Annotated in this window: 15 protein-coding genes and 2 tRNA genes; 13 read left to right on the top strand and 4 right to left on the bottom strand. The window is 61.5% G+C overall.

The window, feature by feature from the left end; genetic code table 11:
• The first annotated feature begins 20 nt into the window (after nucleotides 1-20).
• Together MKZ87_RS24785 and MKZ87_RS24780 are read left to right on the top strand one after the other, a co-directional pair.
• Nucleotides 21-1,313: an adenylosuccinate synthase gene (locus MKZ87_RS24785; RefSeq protein ID WP_085701309.1), complete on the top strand. Its 1,293-nt coding sequence runs from the start codon at nucleotides 21-23 to the stop codon at nucleotides 1,311-1,313.
• A gap of 140 nt (nucleotides 1,314-1,453) precedes the next feature.
• Nucleotides 1,454-3,388 carry a methyl-accepting chemotaxis protein gene (locus MKZ87_RS24780; protein WP_266202097.1) on the top strand — a complete coding sequence of 645 codons (1,935 nt, stop codon included), beginning with the start codon at nucleotides 1,454-1,456 and terminating at the stop codon, nucleotides 3,386-3,388.
• Between the two features lie 41 nt (nucleotides 3,389-3,429).
• Here MKZ87_RS24780 and MKZ87_RS24775 read toward each other — a convergent pair whose 3' ends face one another.
• The 4 genes from MKZ87_RS24775 to MKZ87_RS24760 all read right to left on the bottom strand — a co-directional run bounded on the left by MKZ87_RS24775 (nucleotide 3,430) and on the right by MKZ87_RS24760 (nucleotide 6,549).
• Nucleotides 3,430-4,995: an ABC transporter permease gene (locus MKZ87_RS24775; RefSeq protein ID WP_085701308.1), complete on the bottom strand. Its 1,566-nt coding sequence runs from the start codon at nucleotides 4,993-4,995 to the stop codon at nucleotides 3,430-3,432.
• A complete protein-coding gene (locus MKZ87_RS24770) occupies nucleotides 4,995-6,005 on the bottom strand; it encodes an extracellular solute-binding protein (protein WP_085703405.1) in 1,011 nt (336 codons plus the stop codon). Before MKZ87_RS24770 ends, MKZ87_RS24775 begins: the two co-directional genes overlap by 1 nt.
• 191 nt (nucleotides 6,006-6,196) lie before the next feature.
• Nucleotides 6,197-6,283, bottom strand: a tRNA-Leu gene (locus MKZ87_RS24765).
• A 179-nt stretch (nucleotides 6,284-6,462) separates the two neighbouring features.
• Nucleotides 6,463-6,549 (bottom strand) — tRNA-Leu (locus tag MKZ87_RS24760).
• A 225-nt stretch (nucleotides 6,550-6,774) separates the two neighbouring features.
• Between MKZ87_RS24760 and rnr the strand changes: the two genes are divergently transcribed.
• From rnr to MKZ87_RS24705, 11 genes are all read left to right on the top strand, one after another.
• Nucleotides 6,775-9,405 (top strand): ribonuclease R, encoded by a 2,631-nt coding sequence (gene rnr, locus MKZ87_RS24755; RefSeq protein ID WP_085701306.1) that lies wholly within the window; start codon nucleotides 6,775-6,777, stop codon nucleotides 9,403-9,405.
• The gene (rlmB, locus tag MKZ87_RS24750; protein ID WP_085701305.1) at nucleotides 9,402-10,169 is read left to right on the top strand and encodes a 23S rRNA (guanosine(2251)-2'-O)-methyltransferase RlmB; all 768 of its coding nucleotides are present in this window, start codon (nucleotides 9,402-9,404) and stop codon (nucleotides 10,167-10,169) included. The genes rnr and rlmB overlap by 4 nt, the downstream gene beginning before the upstream one ends.
• Before the next feature lie 307 nt (nucleotides 10,170-10,476).
• Nucleotides 10,477-10,905 carry a 30S ribosomal protein S6 gene (gene rpsF, locus MKZ87_RS24745; RefSeq protein WP_007950702.1) on the top strand — a complete coding sequence of 143 codons (429 nt, stop codon included), beginning with the start codon at nucleotides 10,477-10,479 and terminating at the stop codon, nucleotides 10,903-10,905.
• Nucleotides 10,906-10,933: 28 nt separating this feature from the next.
• On the top strand, nucleotides 10,934-11,164 hold the full coding sequence (rpsR, locus tag MKZ87_RS24740; RefSeq protein ID WP_002551829.1) for a 30S ribosomal protein S18: 231 nt from the start codon (nucleotides 10,934-10,936) through the stop codon (nucleotides 11,162-11,164).
• A gap of 36 nt (nucleotides 11,165-11,200) precedes the next feature.
• Nucleotides 11,201-12,091: a hypothetical protein gene (locus MKZ87_RS24735; RefSeq protein WP_085703406.1), complete on the top strand. Its 891-nt coding sequence runs from the start codon at nucleotides 11,201-11,203 to the stop codon at nucleotides 12,089-12,091.
• Nucleotides 12,092-12,110: 19 nt separating this feature from the next.
• Nucleotides 12,111-12,557 (top strand): 50S ribosomal protein L9, encoded by a 447-nt coding sequence (gene rplI, locus MKZ87_RS24730; protein ID WP_003186385.1) that lies wholly within the window; start codon nucleotides 12,111-12,113, stop codon nucleotides 12,555-12,557.
• A gap of 120 nt (nucleotides 12,558-12,677) precedes the next feature.
• Nucleotides 12,678-14,075 (top strand): replicative DNA helicase, encoded by a 1,398-nt coding sequence (gene dnaB / locus MKZ87_RS24725; RefSeq protein WP_085701303.1) that lies wholly within the window; start codon nucleotides 12,678-12,680, stop codon nucleotides 14,073-14,075.
• A 112-nt stretch (nucleotides 14,076-14,187) separates the two neighbouring features.
• Nucleotides 14,188-16,491, top strand: a complete 2,304-nt coding sequence (locus MKZ87_RS24720; RefSeq protein WP_085701302.1) for a YgiQ family radical SAM protein — start codon at nucleotides 14,188-14,190, stop codon at nucleotides 16,489-16,491.
• A gap of 338 nt (nucleotides 16,492-16,829) precedes the next feature.
• Complete coding sequence (locus MKZ87_RS24715; protein WP_266202096.1) at nucleotides 16,830-20,105, top strand: DUF2126 domain-containing protein; 3,276 nt, start codon at nucleotides 16,830-16,832, stop codon at nucleotides 20,103-20,105.
• Nucleotides 20,106-20,193: 88 nt separating this feature from the next.
• A complete protein-coding gene (locus tag MKZ87_RS24710; protein WP_266202095.1) occupies nucleotides 20,194-22,680 on the top strand; it encodes a circularly permuted type 2 ATP-grasp protein in 2,487 nt (828 codons plus the stop codon).
• Complete coding sequence (locus MKZ87_RS24705) at nucleotides 22,680-23,573, top strand: transglutaminase family protein (protein ID WP_085685125.1); 894 nt, start codon at nucleotides 22,680-22,682, stop codon at nucleotides 23,571-23,573. The genes MKZ87_RS24710 and MKZ87_RS24705 overlap by 1 nt, the downstream gene beginning before the upstream one ends.
• Nucleotides 23,574-23,597 lie beyond the last annotated feature (24 nt).

Raw genomic sequence — 23,597 nt, 5'->3', positions numbered from 1 at the left:
CGCGAATGAGGACAAGTGTTATGGGTAAGAATGTCGTAGTCCTGGGCACCCAATGGGGTGATGAGGGCAAAGGCAAGATCGTTGATCTGCTGACCGAACATGCTGCCGCCGTAGTGCGCTACCAGGGTGGCCACAACGCTGGCCACACCCTGGTGATCGACGGTGAGAAAACCGTCCTGCACCTGATCCCGTCGGGCGTGCTGCGCGAAGGCGTGCAGTGCCTGATCGGCAACGGCGTGGTGGTTGCACCTGACGCCCTGCTGCGGGAAATCACCAAGCTGGAAGAGAAGGGCGTACCGGTTCGCGAGCGCCTGCGCATCAGCCCATCCTGCCCGCTGATCCTGTCCTACCACGTGGCACTGGACCAGGCTCGTGAAAAGGCCCGTGGCGAGATGAAGATCGGCACCACCGGTCGCGGCATCGGCCCGGCGTACGAAGACAAGGTTGCACGTCGCGGCCTGCGCATCGGTGACCTGTTCCACCGTGAGCGTTTCGCCGCCAAGCTGGGCGAGTTGCTGGATTACCACAACTTCGTACTGGTCAATTACTACAAAGAGCCGGCCATCGACTTCCAGAAGACACTGGACGAGTGCATGGAATACGCCGAACTGCTCAAGCCGATGATGCTCGACGTCACCGCCGAGCTGCACGACCTGCGTCGCGCCGGCAAGGACATCATGTTCGAAGGCGCTCAGGGTTCGCTGCTGGACATCGACCACGGTACTTACCCGTACGTGACCAGCTCCAACACCACTGCCGGCGGGATCGCGACCGGTTCGGGTGTCGGCCCGATGTTCATCGACTACATCCTCGGTATTACCAAGGCCTATACCACGCGCGTCGGTTCGGGTCCGTTCCCGACCGAACTGTTCGACGATGTTGGTGCGTTCCTCGCCAAGCGTGGTCATGAGTTCGGCGCCACCACCGGTCGCGCCCGTCGTTGCGGCTGGTTCGATGCCAACATTCTGCGTCGCGCCATCGACGTCAACAGCATCTCGGGCCTGTGCCTGACCAAGCTGGACGTGCTGGACGGTCTGGAAACCATCAACATCTGCGTGGGTTACAAGAACGCTGATGGCGCCATGATCGATGCACCGACCGATGCTGACAGCTACATTGGCCTGGAGCCGGTGTACGAGCAGATGCCGGGCTGGAGCGAATCGACCCTGGGTGCCAAGACCCTGGAAGAGCTGCCACAGGCTGCACGCAACTACATCAAGCGCATCGAAGAGCTGGTCGGCGCGCCGATCGACATTATTTCGACGGGCCCGGACCGCAACGAAACCATCGTTCTGCGTCATCCGTTCGCTTGATAAGTCGTTGATGTAAAAACACAAAGGCCCCTTCATCGGGGCCTTTGTCGTTTATGCCTGTTGGACGGCATGACCTTTGCTGTGATTCTGTCTACAAGAGTGCCATCAAATTAATGGCGTCAGAAGTAGAGGGATTCAAAGTGTCAGCCGTTCTCTCACTGTTACAAAGCCGTCTGTTGCGGCCCGTGTTCGTTACCCTTGGTATCGCCCTTTTGGTGCAAGTGCTGGTGGCCGTTGCCCTGACGCGGAGCACCGTGACTGCGCTGGAAGCCGATCTCGGCACCCGCCTGGGCGCCGACAGCCAGAAATTGTCCGGTGAGCTGGAGCAGGCCGGGCGCGAAGTCACATCGAGCCTGGACAACCTGTCCTCAAATACCCGTCAGCGCCTGACCGCCGGTCTTTCCTCGCGTCTGAAGGACGAGCAGGCGCAGTTGCGTGCGATGCTGGAAAAAGACCTGAAGGATTCGGCCAATGACATGGCTCAGTTGCTGGCCTCGGTGGCGCCTCGCGCCATGTGGGACAGCGACGTGCCGACCCTGTCCGAATTCGCCCGCCGGGCCCAGCGCAATCCCAACGTGCTGTTCGTGGTGTATGACGACGCCACCGGCCAGCATCTGACCCGCTACCTCAACCGTGAAAACCCGATCAACAAGGCCCTTTTGGAAAAGGGCCAGGGTGAGCGGGCACTGGATAAAGTGCTGGATGCGGCGAAGAACGATCCGTCGGTCTACTACCTGGAAGCCTCGATCAACCCCAATGGCGTGGAGATCGGCAAGGTGTTGATGGGCGTCTCGACTGCTTCGGTGGAAGCCGATCTGGCGGCACTCGATCAGCGCTTCACGGCGTTGATTGCCAGCAGCGATCAACTGGTCGGCGACAGCCTCAAGGGCGCTGCGGCCGACAGTGCCACCGCCATGCGTGCGCGCTTGCAATCGGCGCAGTCCACGGCTGCCGAAATGAAGGCCAACACCACCAGTACCGTGCAGGATGCTGCAGCCACCCTGCGCTGGCGCATCGGCATGGGCCTGGCGCTGGTCGGTGCCGGCGTGTTGTTGCTGCTGGCGGTCGTGCTTGGTCATCGAGTGGTCAAACGCCTGAAAATGCTCAATGCGGCGATGGATGATCTGGCAGCAGGCGAGGGCGATCTGACCAAGCGTGTGCAGATCAATAGCAAGGACGAAATCGGCGACATGGCTTCGGCGGTCAACCGCTTTGTGGATAAGTTGCAGCCAATCGTGCGTGAGGCCGGGGATGTGGCTCAGCGTACCGGTGTGGAAATCGGTGCCATGACTCTGCGCAACGCCGGTGCCGATGCGGCGGCCGGGATGCAGCGTGATGAAGTGGCTGAAAGTCTGCGGGCACTGTCGCAAATGGCCGACGAAGCACAGTCGGAAAGCCATGCGATGCAGGCCGCGTTGAAACAGGTGGTGGATATTCGGCAGGCCACCGACGAGAACACTCGCACTTCGGCGAAGGTCGGCAGCCTTATCGAGGCGTTGGCGGGACAGGTCGATACCGGGGCGAAAGTCATCGAACGGCTAGCGCAGCAGAGTGAACAGATCGAAGTGGTGCTGACCGTGATTCACGGTATCGCCGAGCAGACCAACCTGCTGGCGCTCAACGCGGCCATTGAGGCGGCCCGGGCGGGCGAGACCGGTCGCGGGTTTGCGGTGGTGGCGGATGAAGTCCGCGCGTTGGCGAGCAAGACCCAAAGTTCCACCGGCGACATTCAGGCGCACATTGTGGCTTTGCAGCAGGGGGCCCGTGAAGCGGTGGAAGCGATCGGCCAGGCCGGGCGTCAGGCCAGCGAAGGCTTGCTGGTGCTGCGAGACAGCGCGCGGTTGCAGCAGTCGGTTCAGGCGTCGGTCGAGCAGGTGCATGCGGCGATCGGGCTGGCGACTCAGGCTGCGGCGCATCAGGCGCAGGGCGCGCAGGCAGTGCGTGGGCGGGTCGAGACGATTCATGCCCAGGCCGAGAAAGCCGCTCAGGCGGTGGTCGAAACCACGGCCAGCGGCAAGGTGCTTGATGGTCTGGCGGCGCAACTCAAGGCCAGTCTGGGCCAGTTTCGGGCTTGATGTGACAGGCAAAAAAGATCGCAGCCTCGGCTGCGATCTTTTTATCGGCTCAAATACATCCGGGTCGTCAGCAGGTAAACGGGCAATCCCGATACCACAATCAACAACGCCGCATAAGGCGCTGCCGCTGCAAACTCGACATTAGCGGTGTGCGCCCAGACTTCCGTCGCCAAGGTGTTGAGCCCCGTCGGACTCAGCAGCAACGTCGCCGTCAGCTCCTTCATGGCATCCAGAAACACCAGCGCAAAGGCGGCGCCCAGGGCCGGGAAGATGATTGGCAGGGTCACTCGGCAGAACGCCGTGAACGACGATGCGCCCAGCGTACGGGCGGCTTCTTCGAGTTGCGGTGCGGCCTTGTTCAGCGCCGTGCGGATCGGTGCCTGAGCCAGCGGCAGAAACAGCAGCGCATAGGCGATCAGCAGTAGCGCGGAGGTCTGGTACAGCACCGGCACGTAATGCAGGGCGAAATACACCAGCGTCAGGGCAATCACCAGTCCCGGCAGGGCGTGCAGCAGATAGGGCAGGCGTTCGGCCCAGATCGCCAGTTGGCCTTTGTAGCGCACTACCAGCAATCCGACCGGTACCGCCAGCACCAGACACAATCCCGCGCCACCCAGCGATAGCGCCAGTGAAGACAGCAAGGCTTCAGTGATTGCGGCCACCGGAAAGGCCGCTGATGATCCCACGGCGAGCCAGTAAGCCAGCATGCCCAGCGGAATCCCGCTGCCGACAACCGCCAGCATCAGGCAATACAACTGGCCTGCGATCGCCCACGGCCCAAGTCGCACTTGTTCAGCCCGACGCGCCGCGCCCTGGCCGGTACGCACATGGCGGCCCTTGCCACGCACGCGCAGCTCCAGCCACAACAGCATCAGGCACAGCACCAGCAAAACCGCCGACAGCATCGCTGCGTTGGCATTGCTGAATTCCAGTTCGAATTGCTGATAGATCGCGGTGGTGAAGGTTTGCAGGCCAATGATCGACAGTGCGCCGAACTCCACCAGCATGTGCAATGCAATGAGTAGCGAACCAGCCAGCAGTGAAGGCCAGAGGAGGGGCAGGGTGACACGGAAAAAAACGCCCAAGCGATTCTGGCCCAGCGTCCGTGCCGATTCCTCAAGGGAGGGATCAAGATTGCGCAGCGTGGCGGCTACCGGCAGAAAGATCAGCGGGTACTTCGACAGGCTCATCACCAGGATCGCCCCGCCGAGTCCTTCGAACTGCGCGCTGAGCGAAACCCAGGTAAAGCTGCTGACAAACGCCGGCACCGCGAACGGCAGGCAAAGAATCACGCCCCACAGCCGCCGGCCCGGCAGGTTGCTGCGCTCCAGTAACCAGGCCAGCGACAGGCCGATCACGCCACAAGTCACCGTCACGCCAACCATCAGCGCCAGTGTATTGCGCAGCAGGCCGAATACGTACGGGCGCCACAGCAAGTGCAGCGCTTCGGTCCAGCCCGCTTGCCAGGCTTTGAGGCCGACGTAGGCCAGCGGCAGCAGGCTCATGACCACCAGCAGCAACACCGGCAGCACCAGCCAGATCGACGGCCGCTTGCGCCGTGGCACGTAACCCCCGCGCGTGGCGGGGGCGGATAACGATGTGGTCATCAGTTCAGGCCAACTTCGCGTTCCAGCTCCAGCGCTTCTTCGGCATTGCCGAGATCGGCGGGCGTGACATCCGGTGCTTCCAGTTCGTTGAACGGCTTGAGACCGCGATCCGACTCCATGCCTTTATGCAGCGGGTATTCGGCAGTGGTCTGGGTGATGACGCGCTGGCCTTCTTCGCTGGCCATGTAGGCGAGGAACTGCTGGGCTTCTTTTGGATGTTTGCTGGATTTCAGCACGGCTGCACTCGACACGGTGATCAGGCCGCCAACGTCGCCGCCGGTGAAGTAATGCAGTTTCGAATCAAGCTGACCTTTTTCCCGCTGCAGGGCGAACCAGTAATAGTTGTTCACCAGTACGGTGGCGACTTCGCCGTTTTCCACAGCCTTGAGGGCGACCATGTTGTTGCTGTAGGTCTTGCCGAAGGCGCGCAGTCCGGTCAGCCATTCTTCGGCGGCGTCGCGACCGTGTTTCTTGATGATGGCGACTGCCTGTTCCTGGAACGCGCCGCTGGTCGGTACGAAACCGACCTTGCCTTGCCACTGCGGGTCGGCGAAATCCAGCACTGATTTTGGCAGGTCTTTTTCATCGACCAGTTTCGGGTTGAAGGCCACTACGCGAACCCGGGCGGTGACGCCGATCCAGGTGCCGTTGCCGGCGACGTATTCTTTCGGCAGAACGGCCAGGGTCGCGTCGTCGGTCTTGGCCAGCAGGCCGAGTTCGCCGAGGTTGTTCAGCGGTGGGGATTCTTCGGTGTAGATGACGTCCGCGGGAGAGCGGTCGCCTTCTTCGATGATCTGGCTGGCCAGCTGATTGCTGCTGCCCTTGCGTACATTGACGTGAATGCCGGTCTTGGCTTCGAAGGCTTTGGCGATGGCGTCGCCGACCTCCTTGTGCTGACCGTTATAGAGAGTCAGGGAAACCGCGTCGGCAGCCTGGGTGAGGGGAGTGGCGAGTGCCAGGCTGAGCAGGGTGAAGGTCAAGCCGCGGCGCAGGGTATTTCGAAACATCATTCGCAGGGTTCCTCACTGTCGCATTGCAAAAACTTGCAACAATGATAAACGATATTGTTTCTCAAGTGCGCCTTGTGGGCAAAGGGTAGGTTTGGGAGACGTTTGGATTCATCTTTTCCAGACCCCGGAAACGCAAAAAACCGCTTTCGCGGGTTTTTGTGAAATTCAAGATCGTGACCTTGAATTTGAATTGGTGCCCAGAAGAAGACTCGAACTTCCACGACCGTAAGGTCACCAGCACCTGAAGCTGGCGTGTCTACCAATTTCACCATCTGGGCTTCATCTTCAGCGTTGCCGCCGTTGATGTGGCGCACTATACGGAGCGCCTTTTGATCTGTAAACCCCTGATTTGATTTTAATAAATCATTTTCAGAAAAATCCCGGGCGCAGAATGCAAAAACCCGCTTTCGCGGGTTTTGTGTGAGTCTTGAAACTGATCTAGTCTCAAACTCGAAATTGGTGCCCAGGAGAAGACTCGAACTTCCACGACCGTAAGGTCACCAGCACCTGAAGCTGGCGTGTCTACCAATTTCACCACCTGGGCATCTCGTCAACGTGTGTACGTCGTCGATGGCGCGCACTATACGGAGCGTGTTTTTAACTGTAAACCCCTGCCAGCAAAAAAAATGGTTTTTTTTACCAGCGGTGTTCAAAACGCCCTTCAGGCGTCGATACAAGGCTCCAGACGCGCCTTATATAGTCGGAAATTTCCCGTTTGATGGCGCCTATGCCAAACTAACCCGCATATAGACAAGGTGAAAACTCTCTAATGGCCGATTGGCAGTCCCTCGATCCCGAGGCCGCTCGTGAAGCGGAAAAATATGAAAACCCTATTCCCAGCCGCGAACTGATCCTTCAGCACCTTGCTGATCGGGGTTCGCCTGCTGCCCGCGAGCAACTGGTCGAAGAGTTTGGTCTGACCACGGAAGACCAGATTGAAGCCCTGCGCCGCCGCCTGCGCGCCATGGAGCGCGACGCTCAACTGATCTACACCCGCCGTGGCACGTATGCGCCGGTGGACAAGCTCGACCTGATCCTCGGCCGCATCAGCGGTCACCGCGACGGCTTCGGCTTCCTGGTGCCGGATGACGGCTCCGACGATTTGTTCATGAGCCCGGCGCAAATGCGTCTGGTGTTCGACGGCGACCGTGCCCTGGCCCGTGTTTCCGGGCTGGACCGTCGTGGTCGTCGCGAAGGCGTGATCGTCGAAGTGGTGTCCCGTGCCCACGAAAGCATCGTCGGCCGTTACTTCGAAGAGGGCGGTATCGGTTTCGTCGTCGCGGACAACCCGAAGATCCAGCAGGAAGTGCTGGTGACGCCGGGCCGCAACGCCAACGCCCAGATCGGTCAGTTCGTCGAGGTGAAAATCACCCACTGGCCGACTCCGCGCTTCCAGCCGCAGGGCGATGTGATCGAAGTCGTCGGCAACTACATGGCGCCGGGCATGGAAATCGATGTCGCCCTGCGCACCTACGACATTCCGCACGTCTGGCCTGAAGCCGTTCTGAAGGAAGCCGGCAAGCTCAAGCCGGAAGTCGAAGAGAAAGACAAAGAGAAGCGCGTCGACCTGCGCCATCTGCCGTTTGTCACCATCGACGGCGAAGATGCCCGCGACTTCGACGATGCGGTCTATTGCGAAGCCAAGCCCGGCAAGCTGCGCCTGTTCTCCGGCGGCTGGAAGTTGTACGTGGCGATTGCCGACGTTTCCAGCTACGTGAAGATCGGTTCGGCTCTGGACAACGAAGCCCAGGTCCGTGGCAACTCGGTGTACTTCCCCGAGCGCGTGGTGCCGATGCTGCCGGAGCAGCTGTCCAACGGTCTGTGCTCGCTGAACCCCCACGTCGACCGTCTGGCCATGGTTTGCGAGATGACCATCTCCAAGTCCGGCGAAATGACCGACTATTGCTTCTATGAAGCGGTGATTCACTCTCACGCCCGTCTGACCTACAACAAGGTCAGTGCGATGCTGGAAACGCCGAAGGCCGCCGAAGGTCGCAAACTTCGTGGTGAATACACCGACGTCTTGCCGCATCTGAAGCAGCTCTACGCGCTGTACAAGGTATTGCTGGCTGCCCGTCACGTGCGTGGCGCGATCGATTTCGAAACGCAGGAAACCCGGATCATCTTCGGTTCCGAGCGCAAGATTGCCGAAATCCGTCCGACCACCCGCAACGACGCGCACAAGCTGATTGAGGAATGCATGCTGGCGGCCAACGTGGCCACCGCCGAATTCCTGAAGAAGCACGAGATCCCTGCGCTGTACCGCGTCCACGACGGCCCGCCACCGGAGCGTCTGGAAAAACTGCGTGCGTTCCTGGGTGAGCTCGGTCTGTCCTTGCACAAAGGCAAGGATGGCCCGTCGCCGAAGGATTATCAGGCCCTGTTGGCCAGCATCAAGGACCGTCCGGATTTCCACCTGATCCAGACCGTGATGCTGCGCTCCCTGAGCCAGGCGGTGTACAGCGCCCAGAACGAAGGCCACTTCGGCCTGAATTACGAAGCCTATACCCACTTCACCTCGCCGATCCGTCGTTACCCGGACCTGCTCACGCACCGGGCGATCCGCAGCGTGATCCATTCGAAACAGGACACCCCGCACGTTCGTCGTGCCGGCGCGATGACCATTCCGAAGGCGCGCATCTATCCGTACGACGAAGCAGCGCTGGAGCAGCTCGGCGAGCAGTGCTCGATGAGCGAGCGCCGTGCCGACGAAGCGACCCGCGATGTGGTGAACTGGCTCAAGTGCGAGTTCATGAAGGATCGCGTGGGCGAATCGTTCCCGGGCGTGATCACTGCCGTGACCGGTTTTGGTCTGTTCGTCGAACTGACCGATATCTACGTCGAAGGTCTGGTGCACGTCACCGCACTGCCGGGCGACTACTACCACTTCGACCCTGTGCACCACCGCTTGGCGGGCGAGCGCACCGGTCGCAGCTTCCGTCTTGGCGATACCGTTGAAGTGCGCGTCATGCGCGTCGATCTCGACGAGCGCAAGATCGACTTCGAAATGGCTGAAAAAACCATCAGCGCGCCGATCGGCCGCAAGAAGCGTGGCGCCGAGGCGACCGCTCCGGCGGCCAAGGCTGTGGAAGAAAAAGCTCCGGCAAAAACCGCCAGCCGTCGTCCGGCCAAGGAAAAAGCTGTCGAGGCCTATCGTCCGAGCGATGCCGTGGCGAAAAACGCCGAGCTGCGCAAAAGCCGTGAATTGAAAAAGGCCTTGCTGGCCGACGCCAAGAGCGGTGGTAAAGCGGCGTCCGGGGGAAAGACCGGACGGTCGGCGCCTGACAAGGCCTCCGGCGGCAAGCCAGCCAAGCCGAGCAAACACCGCAAGGGCCCGCCGAAAGCGGGTTCCGCTCCAGCCAAAAGCGGCGGGGCACGTAAACCGAAGGCGAAGTCATGAGTCAGTTGGAAAAAATCTACGGCGTTCACGCGGTAGAAGCGTTGCTGCGTCACCACCCTAAGCGCGTCAAGCAGATCTGGCTGGCCGAAAGCCGTAACGATCCGCGAGTGCAGACGCTCATTGAACTGGCCAACGAAAACCGGGTTCAGATCGGTCAGGCCGAGCGCCGCGAAATGGATGCCTGGGTCGAGGGCGTGCACCAGGGCGTGGTGGCGGACGTTAGCCCGAGCCAGGTCTGGGGCGAGGCGATGCTCGACGAACTGCTAGATCGCACCGAGGGCGCGCCGCTGTTGCTGGTGCTCGACGGCGTGACCGACCCGCACAACCTCGGCGCGTGCCTGCGTTCGGCGGACGCAGCCGGTGCTTTGGCGGTCATCGTGCCGAAGGACAAGTCGGCCACTCTGACGCCTGTCGTGCGTAAAGTGGCCTGCGGCGCGGCGGAAGTGATTCCGCTGGTGGCCGTCACCAACCTTGCGCGCACCCTGGAAAAACTCCAGCAACGCGGGTTGTGGATTGTCGGCACGGCGGGTGAGGCCGAGGTCAGCATCTATGACCAGGACCTGACCGGCCCGACCATCCTGATCATGGGGGCCGAAGGCAAAGGCATGCGTCGCCTGACCCGCGAGCATTGCGATTACCTGGTGCACCTGCCGATGGCCGGTAGCGTCAGCAGTCTCAACGTTTCCGTGGCGACAGGCGTGTGCCTGTTCGAGGCCCAGCGCCAGCGCGGTGCCAAGGCCAGGGCGGCTGCCAAAAAGCCTTGAGCCATGCGGCGATTCAAATGTGGGAGCGGGCGTGCTCGCGAAAGCGGAGTTACATTCAGCATCATTGTTGAGTGTTTCCCCCAATCGCGAGCAGGCTCGCTCCCGCAGTGCTTTGTGGTGTGACCCGCAATGGTGACTGTTCAAATAATCACCAATTGCCTTGCACCTCTTCAGTCCCTTCTCTACAATTGCGCCCCTTGCTGTGGCGGCAGGCATGCATGTGCCCCGCGCCAGCAAGTCCATAAGTGTCATTCACTCCTTGTCTGACCGTTTTTGAGCGGCAGGCTACAACCCGTAAGGAGCATTCATGCGTCATTACGAAATCATCTTTCTGGTCCACCCTGACCAGAGCGAGCAAGTCGGCGGCATGGTTGAGCGTTACACCAAGCTGATCGAAGAAGACGGCGGCAAAATCCACCGTCTGGAAGACTGGGGCCGTCGTCAACTGGCCTACGCAATCAACAATGTTCACAAGGCTCACTACGTGATGCTGAACGTTGAGTGCACCGGCAAGGCCCTGGCCGAGCTGGAAGACAACTTCCGCTACAACGATGCTGTGATCCGTAACCTGGTCATCCGTCGCGACGAAGCCGTTACCGGCCAGTCCGAGATGCTCAAGGCTGAAGAAAACCGCAGTGAGCGCCGTGAGCGTCGCGAACGTCCTGAGCACGATGGCAGCGCCGATGGCGATGACAGCGATAGCGACAGCGACAACAGCGATAACGCTGACGAGTAATCCACGGACCTTTTAAGGAGCCTATCAAATGGCACGTTTCTTCCGTCGTCGTAAATTCTGCCGCTTCACCGCTGAAGACGTGAAGGAGATCGACTACAAAGATCTCAACACTCTGAAAGCCTACGTATCCGAGACCGGCAAAATCGTTCCAAGCCGCATCACCGGTACCAAAGCTCGTTATCAGCGTCAGCTGGCCACCGCTATCAAGCGCGCCCGCTTCCTGGCCCTGCTGGCCTACACCGACAGCCACGGCCGCTGAGACCGGGCAGTCGACAAGTAGCAAAGGATTGAATGCATGCGTGCCTTAGCTGAGTTCATCATGCGCGGCCGTATGCAGGCCACTCTTGTAGTGGCCGGGTGTGCAACATTGCCGTTGTTGTATTGGTTGGGTGCTGCCGCCGGAAGCCTGGTGCTTCTGCGGCGCGGATTGGCCGACGCCCTGGGCGTCGTGTCGCTGGGACTGCTGCCGGCATTGATCTGGTGGTTGTATGCCGATGACCCACGTGCGCTTCTGGTGCTGCTGGGGTCTTCGGGGCTTGCGCTGGTGTTGCGCGCAAGCGAGTCCTGGGTCCGTACGCTGCTGGTCAGCGTGGCCATGGGGCTGGTGTTTTCAGTGGTGCTCGGGGCGGCGTTTGCGCCCCAGATCGAGATGCTGGCGCAGGCCTTGATAAAGGTCATGCCCGCGCTTCTCGGTGATGCCTACCAACATTTGTCGGTAGACGAGCAGGCGCGTTTCGCGTCGCTGATCGCACCGGTCCTGACCGGCCTGATTGCGGCCTTGTTGCAGATCGTCAGCGTGCTGAGCCTGATTGTCGGGCGGTACTGGCAGGCGTTGTTGTACAACCCGGGTGGTTTTGGTCGCGAGTTTCGCGCCATCCGGATCCCGCTGGGGCTGGCGATGTTACTGCTGGCGTTGATGCTTCTGGGCCCGAACCTCGGTGCACAGATGGCCATGTTGACGCCGTTGTGCAGTGTACCGCTGGTGTTCGCCGGGCTGGCCCTGATTCACGGGCTGGTGGCGCAAAGGCGACTGGCCGGTTTCTGGCTGGTGGGGTTGTACGTGACGCTGTTGCTGTTCATGCAGCTGATCTATCCGTTGCTCGTGGTTCTGGCCATTGTCGACAGCCTGATTGATTTTCGCGGTCGGGTGTCGAAAGACACCGATAACGCGAACGGTGAAGGTTAAAAGTTAAGAGGATTTCCACATGCAACTGATCCTTCTGGAAAAAATCGCCAACCTGGGCAACCTGGGCGACAAAGTAAACGTTAAGGCCGGTTACGGCCGTAACTACCTGCTGCCTTTCGGCAAAGCCACCGCTGCGACCGCTGCCAACCTGGCTGCGTTCGAAGAGCGTCGCGCTGAGCTGGAAAAAGCCGCCGCAGACCGTAAAGCATCGGCTGAAAGCCGTGCTGCCCAACTGGCCGAGCTGGAAGTGACCATCACTGCCACCGCTGGCGACGAAGGCAAGCTGTTCGGTTCGATCGGTACTCACGACATCGCTGACGCACTGACCGCCTCCGGCGTTGAAGTTGCGAAAAGCGAAGTTCGTCTGCCGAACGGCACCATCCGCAACGTGGGTGAATTCGACGTGGCTGTGCACCTGCACGCCGAAGTTGAAGCCACCGTACGCGTTGTCGTGGTAGCAGCATAAGCAACACCCTGATCGACTGGCGGCTTGTCCGGCAGACGGTTAACATCGGGCACGATCCTGTTTACAGGTCGTGCCCTTTGTCTTTCTGCACTCCCTGCTTTTCCTGATTAAAAAGTGGCCATGAACGAAATCTCCGCTCCCGAGCAATATGATCTGCAAACCGCCGCGCTGAAGGTGCCGCCGCATTCCATCGAGGCCGAACAGGCCGTGCTCGGTGGTCTGATGCTGGACAACAACGCCTGGGAACGGGTGCTCGATCAAGTCTCCGACGGCGATTTCTACCGACATGACCACCGTCTGATTTTCCGAGCGATCGCCAAACTGGCCGATCAGAACCTGCCAATCGACGTCGTGACCCTTGCCGAACAACTGGACAAGGAAGGTCAGACCTCGCAGGTCGGCGGCCTCGGTTATCTTGGCGAGCTGGCGAAAAACACGCCGTCCGTCGCCAACATCAAGGCCTATGCGCAGATCGTCCGCCAGCGTGCGACGTTGCGTCAGCTGATCGGAATCAGCACCGAAATTGCCGACAGCGCCTTCAACCCCGAGGGTCGCACCGCCGAGGAAATCCTCGACGAAGCCGAGCGGCAGATCTTCGCGATTGCCGAGGCCCGGCCGAAAACCGGCGGCCCGGTGGGTGTCAATGACCTGCTCACCAAGGCCATCGACCGCATCGATACGCTGTTCAACACCTCGGATGCGATCACCGGCCTGTCCACCGGCTACACCGACCTCGACGAGAAGACCAGCGGCCTGCAACCGGCCGACTTGATCATCGTCGCCGGCCGTCCGTCGATGGGTAAGACGACTTTCGCGATGAACCTGGTGGAAAACGCCGTGTTGCGCAGCGACAAGGTGGTGCTGGTGTACTCCCTCGAGATGCCAGGCGAATCGCTGATCATGCGTATGCTGTCGTCCCTCGGTCGGATCGACCAGACCAAGGTGCGTTCCGGCCAGCTGGAAGACGACGACTGGCCGCGCCTGACCTCGGCGGTCAATCTGCTCAACGATCGCAAGCTGTTCATCGACGACACTGCCGGTATCAGCCCGTCGGAGATGCGTGCCCGGACCCGGCGTCTGGTGCGCGAGCACGGCGACATCGGCCTGATCATGATCGACTACCTGCAGTTGATGCAGATTCCCGGCTCCAGTGGTGACAACCGGACCAACGAGATTTCCGAGATCTCCCGATCCCTGAAAGCCCTGGCCAAGGAATTCAACTGCCCCGTGGTTGCCCTGTCGCAGCTCAACCGCTCCCTGGAGCAACGTCCCAACAAGCGTCCGGTGAACTCCGACTTGCGGGAATCCGGAGCGATCGAGCAGGACGCCGACGTGATCATGTTTGTGTACCGGGACGAGGTGTATCACCCGGAAACCGAACACAAGGGCATCGCCGAAATCATCATCGGCAAGCAGCGGAACGGCCCGATCGGTTTCATCCGCCTGGCCTTCATCGGCAAGTACACGCGCTTCGAAAACCTCGCGCCGGGCAGTTACAACTTCGACGACGACGAGTAACTCCGCCCTCGTCTGACAGCCCATGATATTTCCGACCACAGCCGTCGGAATTGGTCATTTTTTGTGCTATATTCCGCGCCCGCGATTTTGCACCTCAACACCGGTCATCGACATGCAAGCAGCCAAGCCGTTATTTGACTATCCAAAATACTGGGCCGAATGTTTCGGGCCGGCGCCATTTCTGCCGATGAGCAGGGAGGAGATGGATCAGCTTGGCTGGGATTCCTGCGACATCATCATTGTCACGGGTGATGCCTACGTCGATCACCCGTCGTTCGGCATGGCGATCATCGGCCGGCTGCTGGAGTCGCAAGGCTTCCGCGTCGGGATCATTGCCCAGCCTGACTGGCAGTCCAAAGACGACTTCATGAAGCTCGGCGAGCCGAACCTGTTCTTCGGCGTCGCGGCCGGCAACATGGACTCGATGATCAACCGCTACACCGCGGACAAGAAAATTCGCTCCGACGACGCCTACACCCCGGGCGGCATGGCCGGCAAACGTCCGGATCGTGCGAGCCTGGTCTACAGCCAGCGCTGCAAGGAAGCCTACAAGCACGTGCCGATCGTGCTCGGCGGCATCGAAGCCTCCCTGCGCCGCATCGCCCACTACGACTATTGGCAAGATCGCGTGCGCAACTCGATCCTGATCGACGCCAGCGCCGACATCCTGCTCTACGGCAACGCAGAGCGAGCGATTGTCGAAGTCGCCCAGCGTCTGTCCTACGGTCACAAGATCGAAGACATCACCGATGTGCGCGGCACCGCGTTCATCCGTCGTGACACCCCGGCGGGCTGGTACGAAGTCGACTCCACGCGCATCGACCGTCCGGGCAAGATCGACAAGATCATCAACCCGTACGTCAACACCCAGGACACGGCGGCTTGCGCCATCGAGCAGGAAAAAGGCCCTGTCGATGATCCGCAGGAAGCCAAGGTCGTGCAGATCCTGGCCAGCCCGAAAATGACCCGTGACAAGACCGTGATCCGCCTGCCGTCGATGGAAAAGGTGCGTAACGATCCGGTCCTGTATGCCCACGCCAACCGCGTGCTGCACCTGGAAACCAACCCGGGCAACGCCCGCGCGCTGGTGCAGAAGCATGGCGAGATCGACGTCTGGTTCAACCCGCCGCCGATTCCGATGACCACTGAAGAAATGGACTACGTGTTCGGCATGCCTTACGCACGTGTCCCGCATCCTGCGTATGGCAAGGAAAAGATCCCGGCCTACGACATGATCCGCTTCTCGGTGAACATCATGCGTGGCTGCTTCGGCGGCTGCACCTTCTGCTCGATCACCGAGCACGAAGGCCGGATCATCCAGAACCGTTCCGAAGAGTCGATCATTCGCGAAATCGAAGAGATCCGCGACAAGGTGCCAGGTTTCACCGGCGTCATCTCCGACCTCGGCGGCCCGACCGCGAACATGTACCGCATCGCCTGCAAGAGCCCGGAAATCGAATCCGCGTGCCGCAAGCCGTCCTGCGTGTTCCCGGGCATCTGTCCGAACCTGAACACCGACCACTCGTCGTTGATCCAGCTGTACCGCAGCGCCCGTGCGCTGCCGGGCGTGAAGAAGATCCTGATCGCCTCGGGTCTGCGCTACGACCTCGCGGTTGAATCGCCGGAATACGTCAAGGAGCTGGTGACCCACCACGTCGGTGGTTATCTGAAGATCGCCCCGGAGCACACCGAGGAAGGTCCGCTCAACCAGATGATGAAACCGGGGATCGGCACCTACGACCGCTTCAAGCGCATGTTCGAGAAGTTCTCGAAGGAAGCGGGCAAGGAGCAGTACCTGATTCCGTACTTCATCGCGGCCCACCCGGGCACCACCGATGAGGACATGATGAACCTGGCTCTGTGGCTCAAGGGCAACGGTTTCCGTGCCGACCAGGTGCAGGCGTTCTATCCGTCGCCGATGGCCTCGGCCACCGCCATGTATCACTCGGGCAAGAACCCGCTGCGCAAGGTCACCTACAAGAGCGACGGCGTGACCATCGTCAAGAGCGAGGAGCAGCGCCGCCTGCACAAGGCGTTCCTGCGTTATCACGATCCGAAGGGCTGGCCGATGCTGCGTGAAGCGCTGATCCGCATGGGCCGTGGCGACCTGATCGGGCCGGGCAAGCACCAGTTGATCCCGCTGCATCAGCCGGCCACCGACAGCTACCAGAGTGCCCGTCGCAAGAACTCGACGCCGGCCGGCAGCCATAAGGTCGCGAAAGAGAAGACCACCAAGATCCTTACCCAGCACACCGGTCTGCCACCGCGTGCCAGCGACGGCGGCAATCCTTGGGACAAGCGTGAACAGGCCAAGGCCGCGGCATTCGCCCGCAACCAGCAGGCCGCCAAGGAGCGCAAGGAAGCGGCGAAAGGCAAAGGGCCGAAACCGGCACGCAAGCCGGTCGTACCGCGCTGAAACGCACTTGAGCTGAACAGAACGCCAACTTTCGGGTTGGCGTTTTGCTGATCGTTCCCACGTCGAGGCGTCGAACCGTCTGCGTGGGAATGCCTCTAGGGACGCTCCGCGTCCAGTGACGCAGAGCGTCACGGGCTGCATTCCCACGCGGGAGCGTGGGAACGATCAAGTACCAAGCCGCTTTCGCAACATTTGCGTGCAACTGTGCCAAACCATTTCACCGCATCGCCCGATTTTGGTGCTGTACTGCCCTGAGCATTCCGGGAAAGCGCCCAAGCCTCTGCATGGCATAAGTCTTGCGCGCTTTCGAATACGCTTGGGCTCGCAGGAGGCACGCCGTGTCGATTCATGTCGCATTGCATCACGTCACGCATTACCGCTACGACCGCGCTGTCGAACTCGGCCCGCAGATCGTGCGTTTGCGCCCGGCTGCCCACAGCCGCACGCGGATTCTGTCTTATTCACTGAAGGTCTCGCCCGAACAGCACTTCATCAACTGGCAGCAGGACCCTCAGGGCAACTACCTCGCACGCCTGGTGTTTCCCGAGAAAACCGCCGAACTGCGGATCGAGGTCGATCTGCTGGCCGAGATGGCGGTGTTCAATCCGTTCGACTTTTTCCTCGAGCCCTACGCCGAGAAAATCCCCTTCGCCTACGCCGCCGATGAACGCAAGGAACTGGCGCCGTACCTCGAAACCCTGCCGCTGACGCCGAAGTTCAAGGCGTACCTGGACGCCATCGACCGCACGCCGCTGCCGGCCGTGGATTTCCTGGTGGCGCTCAACCAGCGTCTGAGCGAAGACATCAATTACCTGATTCGCATGGAGCCGGGCGTACAGACCCCGGAGCACACGCTTGAACACGCCTCCGGCTCTTGTCGCGACTCCGCTTGGCTGCTGGTGCAACTGCTGCGCAATCTCGGACTGGCGGCACGTTTCGTCTCCGGTTACCTGATCCAACTGACGGCCGACGTGAAAAGCCTCGACGGCCCGTCCGGCACCGAAGTGGACTTCACCGACCTGCACGCCTGGTGCGAGGTGTACCTGCCCGGCGCCGGCTGGATCGGTCTTGATGCGACCTCCGGACTGTTCGCCGGGGAAGGGCATATTCCGCTGGCCTGCAGTCCCGATCCGTCCTCGGCGGCGCCGATCAGTGGAATGGTGGAGCCTTGCGAATGCGAGTTCAGCCACGACATGTCGGTGGAGCGGATCTGGGAAGCCCCACGCGTCACCAAGCCCTACACCGATGAGCAATGGCTGGCAATCCAGGCGCTGGGTCGGCAGATCGATGCCGACCTGCTGGAAGGTGATGTACGCCTGACCATGGGGGGCGAACCGACCTTCGTATCCATCGACGACCCCGACGGCGCCGAATGGAACACCGCCGCGCTGGGACCGGACAAGCGCCGGCTCTCCGCCGAACTGTTCCAGCGCATGCGCAAGCACTACGCACCCAAAGGGCTGGTGCATTTCGGCCAGGGCAAGTGGTATCCGGGCGAGCAACTGCCGCGCTGGTCGCTGAATTGCTACTGGCGTCGCGACGGCGTGCCGATCTGGCACAACAACGCGCTGATCGCCAATGAGCAGCAGGACTACGGCGCCGATGGCGCACTGGCCGGGCGTTTTCTGGCGAGCGTCGCCGAACGCCTGAAGCTGCCGACACGCTTCGTGTTCCCGGCTTACGAAGACAATTTTTATTACCTCTGGCGCGAGGGTGCCTTGCCGAGCAACGTCAACGCCGAAGACTCGCGTCTGGAGGAACCTCTGGAACGTGCGCGACTGCGCAAGGTGTTCAGTCAGGGGCTGGACAAGGTCATCGGCCAGGTACTGCCGCTGGCGCGCACCGCCAAGGGCGATCAATGGCAGAGCGGGCGCTGGTATCTGCGCGATGAACATTGCCGGCTGGTGCCGGGGGATTCACCGCTCGGCTATCGCCTGCCGTTGGGCTCGCAGCCCTGGGTGAGGGCGGCGGAGTATCCGTTCATTCATCCGAATGACCCGAATCAGGACTTTCCCGAACTGCCCGAAACATCGCAGCTCAATGATCACCGTGAGCCGGCTGCGGTGGACGAGCGTGTGCCGAAGATTGACGAATCCGCCGACTGGCTGACCCGCACGGCATTCTGCGCCGAGGCCCGGGAAGGCCGGTTGTACCTGTTCATGCCACCGCTGGAGCGGGTCGAGGATTATCTGGAACTGGTGGCTGCCATCGAAGCCACTGCCGAGGAACTGCATTGCCCGGTATTGCTGGAGGGTTATGAGCCGCCGAGCGATCCGCGTCTGAGCAACTTCCGCATTACGCCGGATCCCGGCGTGATTGAGGTCAACGTACAGCCGTCGGCGACCTGGGATGAGTTGGTCGAGCGCACCGAGTTTCTGTACGAAGAAGCGCGCCAGACCCGACTGTCCACCGAGAAATTCATGGTCGACGGACGACATACCGGAACCGGCGGCGGCAACCATTTCGTGCTTGGTGGCGCGACTCCGGGCGATTCACCGTTTCTGCGCCGTCCGGATCTGCTGCGCAGCCTGATCAGCTACTGGCACAACCATCCTTCGCTGTCCTACCTGTTTTCCGGACTGTTCATCGGCCCGACCTCTCAGGCGCCGCGAGTCGATGAAGCGCGCAACGATGCGCTATATGAGCTGGAAATCGCTTTCGCGCAGATGCCGGCGCCGGGAGAAGACTGCCCGCCGTGGCTGGTCGATCGCTTGCTGCGCAACTTGCTGATCGACGTCACCGGCAACACCCACCGCGCCGAGTTCTGCATCGACAAGCTGTATTCACCGGATGGCGCCACCGGGCGCCTCGGTCTGCTGGAGTTGCGCGCGTTCGAGATGCCGCCCCATGCGCGCATGAGTCTGGCGCAACAGCTGTTGTTGCGGGCGCTGGTGGCGCGGTTCTGGCGCGAGCCTTATGCACCGCCGAAGCTGGTGCGTTGGGGTACGGAACTGCACGACCGCTTCCTCTTGCCGCACTTCATCGAGCAGGACTTCGCCGACGTCATCGTCGAACTCAACAATGCCGGTTACCCCTTGCGCGCCGAATGGTTTGCGGCGCATCTGGAGTTCCGCTTTCCCAAGGTCGGCGACTACACCGTCAACGGTATCGAACTGGAATTGCGTCAGGCCCTTGAACCCTGGCATGTGCTGGGCGAGGAGGGCGCGGCGGGTGGTACGGTGCGCTATGTCGATTCATCGCTGGAGCGCTTGCAGGTCAAGCTTTCGGGGCTGCCGCCGCAGCGTTATCTGCTGACCTGCAATGGCATCCCGTTGCCGCTGCAATCGACCGGCCGGGTGGGCGAGTTTGTTGCCGGTGTGCGTTTTCGCGCATGGCAACCGGCCAACTGCCTGCAACCGACGATCCCGGTGCATGCGCCGCTGGTGTTCGACTTGCTTGATACCTGGATGCAGCGCTCGCTGGGCGGTTGCCAGTACCACGTCGCGCATCCGGGCGGGCGCAATTACGAAACGCTGCCGGTCAACGCCAACGAAGCGGAGAGCCGGCGCATGGCACGTTTCTTCCGCATCGGACATACGCCGGGGAAACTTCCTATACCGAATCTGACTATCTCCGACGAGTTTCCGATGACACTCGATTTACGACGCTTTTGATTCGTACACGACCCCCGGATTTTTCGTATATCCGGGCGTCATGTGCCTGCGTTAGTCTGACCGAACCTTGCCGGCTGCCGAGCTTTCCATGCCTGACCTGCTTGACCGCTACCCGCTTACGGCGGGCACCTATCACGAACTGCTCGACGACAGCGGAGCGGTGCGCCCGCACTGGCGGCGACTGGTCGACCAATTGCAGCGCAGCACTCCGGCGCAACTGGCGCAGCGCCAGGCGTTGCTGACCCGGCAGATTCAGGAAAACGGCGTCACCTACAACGTCTATGCCGACCCCAAGGGTGCGGATCGTCCTTGGGAGCTGGACCTGCTGCCCCATGTGATCGCCGCCGATGAGTGGCAACAGCTGTCTGCCGGAATCGCCCAGCGCGCGCGGCTGCTCAATGCGGTGCTGGCGGACCTGTATGGCCCGCAACAGTTGATTCGCGAAGGCTTGCTGCCGGCGGAGCTGGTGTTCGGTCACAACAACTTCCTCTGGCCCTGTCAGGGCATTGCGCCGCCGGAGGGGGCCTTTCTGCACCTGTATGCCGTGGATCTGGCGCGCACGCCGGACGGGCGCTGGTGGGTGACGGCGGATCGTACTCAGGCGCCATCGGGTGCCGGTTACGCGCTGGAAAACCGCACCATCGTGTCCCGTGCCTTCCCCGAGATGTACCGGGATATGAAGGTGCAGCATCTGGCCGGATTCTTCCGCACCTTGCAGGAAACCCTGGCCCGTCAGGCGCCTTGCGACGATGACGCACCGCTGGTGGTGTTGCTGACCCCAGGGCGTTTCAACGAGAGCTATTTCGAACATCTTTATCTGGCGCGCCAGCTCGGTTATCCGCTGGTGGAGGGCGGTGACCTGACGGTGCGCGATGCCACGGTCTACCTGAAGACCCTCAGTGGCCTGCGCCGGGTACACGCGATCATGCGCCGGCTCGACGATGACTTTTGCGATCCGCTGGAGTTGCGCACGGATTCGGCGCTCGGCGTTCCGGGATTGCTGGAGGCGGTGCGTCAGGGCCGGGTGCTGGTGGCCAATGCGCTGGGCAGCGGGGTGCTGGAGTCGCCGGGGCTGCTGGGTTTCCTGCCGAAGATCAATCAGTACCTGTTCGGCGAAGAGCTGATCCTGCCGTCCATTGCCACGTGGTGGTGCGGTGAGGTGCCGGTGTTGGCTCAGGCGCTGGAGAAACTGCCGGAGCTGTTGATCAAACCGGCGTTCCCGTCGCAAAGCTTCGCACCGGTTTTTGCCCGGGATCTGAGCGAAAAACAGCGTGAAAGTCTCGCCGCGCGCATACAGGCCCGTCCTTATGCGTACGTTGCGCAAGAACTCGCCCAGTTGTCCCAGGCACCGATCTGGCAGCCCGAGGACGGGCAACTGCAACCCCGGGCAATCGGCATGCGCATGTACGCCGTGGCCAGTCACGACGGTTATCGGGTGCTGCCCGGTGGGCTGACCCGGGTCGCGGCCGAAGCCGATGCCGAAGTGGTATCGATGCAGCGCGGCGGCGCGAGCAAGGACACCTGGGTGCTGGGGGATCGGCCGCCGAGCGGCGAGCAGTGGAAAGCCCAGCGCAACATCGGCGTGCCTGATCTGGTGCGCCGCGATCCGTATCTGCCGTCGCGGGTGGTGGAGAACCTGTTCTGGTTCGGCCGTTACTGCGAGCGTTGCGACGACAGTGCGCGGCTGCTGCGGATCATGCTGGCGCGCTACGTCGACGGCGATGACCCGCAGGCCCTGCAGGCTGCCGTGGAGCTCGGCGAGCGACTGATGCTGCTGCCGGACGAAGGCAAGCTGCCGGAGCGCCTGCTCGCGGCACTGCTCGGCGAGGACTGGTCGTTCAGCCTGCGCTCCAACCTGCAACGCTTGCAGTGGGCGGCATCCCAGGTGCGCGGCAAGCTGTCCCGTGAAAACTGGCAGGCGCTGGTGGAGCTGCAACGCGAGGCTTCGGAGCTGGACACCGACGAACCGGATTTTGGCGAACTGCTGGATTTTCTCAACCGATTGGTGATGTCGCTGGCGGCGCTGTCCGGGTTTGCTCTCGATGACATGACCCGCGACGAAGGCTGGCGTTTCCTGATGATCGGCCGGCGGATCGAGCGCCTGCAGTTTCTCAGCAGCAGCCTCGCGGGATTCCTGCGCGGCGCCGGGGCGTTCGATCAGGCCGGGCTTGAGTGGTTGCTGGAGTTGGGGAATAGCAGCATCACCTATCGCTCGCGCTATCTGGCGGTGGCGCAATTGATTCCGGTGCTCGACCTGTTGCTGCTGGATGAGCAGAACCCCCATGCGGTGTTGTTCCAGTTGAAGCTGGTGACCCGCACCCTCAAGCGTCTGAACGATGATTTCGGTGTGCCGAGGGAGGCTGGATTGCCGCCGCTGGTCGAGCGTCTGGCGCGTTTCGACCTGAGCTGTCTGGAGAATCCGCTGTTCGGCGAATCCAGCGTGCGCGCGGCCCTCGATGGTCTGGCGGATCTGTTGCAGGAGATCGCCGACGCCAGCAGTCAGGTGTCGGATCGTCTGGCGCTGCGCCATTTCGCCCATGTCGATGATGTCAGCCAGCGCACGGTGTCCGTCTGATGAGCGCCCATTACCAGATCTTTCACGACACCTGCTATCGCTATGACAGCCCGGTGTCCCTGGCTCAGCAACTGGCGCACCTGTGGCCGCGCGAATGCGAGTGGCAGCGCTGCACCGAACAGCAATTGCTGATCAGTCCGGAGCCGACCACCCGCCGTGACGAGCAGGATGTGTTCGGCAATCCGCTGACCCGCCTGGCCTTCGAACGGCCACATGATGAGTTGCAGGTCAATGCACGGCTGACGGTCGAGGTGCTGGCACGGCCCGTGGTGGATTTTCATCAGTCGCCGGCCTGGGAATTGACGCGTAACGCGCTGACCTACAGCAGCCAGCCGCTGTCTGCTTCGTTGCTGGAAGCCTGCCGCTATCGATTCCAGTCGCCCTACGTGCACCTGAAGCGCAGTTTCGTCGAGTTCTCGGAGAGCTGTTTCCCGGCCGGCAGACCATTGATGCTGGGTGTGCAGGCCCTGATGCAGAAGATCTTCAGCGAATTCACCTTCGACGCCGAAGCAACGCAAGTCGCGACGCCACTCGTTGAAGTGTTGGAGCGCCGGCGCGGGGTCTGTCAGGACTTCGCGCACTTGATGCTCGCCTGCGTGCGATCACGCGGGTTGGCGGCGCGTTACGTCAGCGGCTATCTGCTGACTCAACCGCCACCGGGGCAGCCACGGTTGATCGGTGCCGATGCGTCCCATGCCTGGGTTTCAGTGTTTTGCCCGGTGCTGGGCTGGGTGGATTTCGACCCGACGAACAATGTGCAGCCGGCGCTGGAGCACATCACCTTGGCCTGGGGGCGGGATTTCTCCGATGTGTCGCCGTTGCGCGGGGTGATATTGGGCGGTGGCAATCACGACCCGGAAGTCCGCGTCACCGTGATGCCTCTGGAGGAGTGAAGGTCAAATGTGGGAGCGGGCTTG

Source organism: Pseudomonas sp. MCal1, assembly GCF_026341415.1.
Taxonomy (GTDB): domain Bacteria; phylum Pseudomonadota; class Gammaproteobacteria; order Pseudomonadales; family Pseudomonadaceae; genus Aquipseudomonas.
Note: the sequence above shows the minus strand (reverse complement) of the source record. Positions and strands in the feature narration are given on the sequence as shown.

Excerpts from the sequence above, each read along its gene's own strand:
- dnaB (WP_085701303.1), top strand. The coding sequence starts at position 12,678 with ATGAACGAAATCTCCGCTCCCGAGCAATATGATCTGCAAACCGCCGCG.
- MKZ87_RS24775 (WP_085701308.1), bottom strand. The coding sequence starts at position 4,995 with ATGACCACATCGTTATCCGCCCCCGCCACGCGCGGGGGTTACGTGCCA.
- rlmB (WP_085701305.1), top strand. The coding sequence starts at position 9,402 with ATGAGTCAGTTGGAAAAAATCTACGGCGTTCACGCGGTAGAAGCGTTG.
- rnr (WP_085701306.1), top strand. The coding sequence starts at position 6,775 with ATGGCCGATTGGCAGTCCCTCGATCCCGAGGCCGCTCGTGAAGCGGAA.
- MKZ87_RS24720 (WP_085701302.1), top strand. The coding sequence starts at position 14,188 with ATGCAAGCAGCCAAGCCGTTATTTGACTATCCAAAATACTGGGCCGAA.
- MKZ87_RS24735 (WP_085703406.1), top strand. The coding sequence starts at position 11,201 with ATGCGTGCCTTAGCTGAGTTCATCATGCGCGGCCGTATGCAGGCCACT.
- MKZ87_RS24770 (WP_085703405.1), bottom strand. The coding sequence starts at position 6,005 with ATGATGTTTCGAAATACCCTGCGCCGCGGCTTGACCTTCACCCTGCTC.
- MKZ87_RS24705 (WP_085685125.1), top strand. The coding sequence starts at position 22,680 with ATGAGCGCCCATTACCAGATCTTTCACGACACCTGCTATCGCTATGAC.
- MKZ87_RS24710 (WP_266202095.1), top strand. The coding sequence starts at position 20,194 with ATGCCTGACCTGCTTGACCGCTACCCGCTTACGGCGGGCACCTATCAC.
- rplI (WP_003186385.1), top strand. The coding sequence starts at position 12,111 with ATGCAACTGATCCTTCTGGAAAAAATCGCCAACCTGGGCAACCTGGGC.
- rpsR (WP_002551829.1), top strand. The coding sequence starts at position 10,934 with ATGGCACGTTTCTTCCGTCGTCGTAAATTCTGCCGCTTCACCGCTGAA.
- MKZ87_RS24785 (WP_085701309.1), top strand. The coding sequence starts at position 21 with ATGGGTAAGAATGTCGTAGTCCTGGGCACCCAATGGGGTGATGAGGGC.
- rpsF (WP_007950702.1), top strand. The coding sequence starts at position 10,477 with ATGCGTCATTACGAAATCATCTTTCTGGTCCACCCTGACCAGAGCGAG.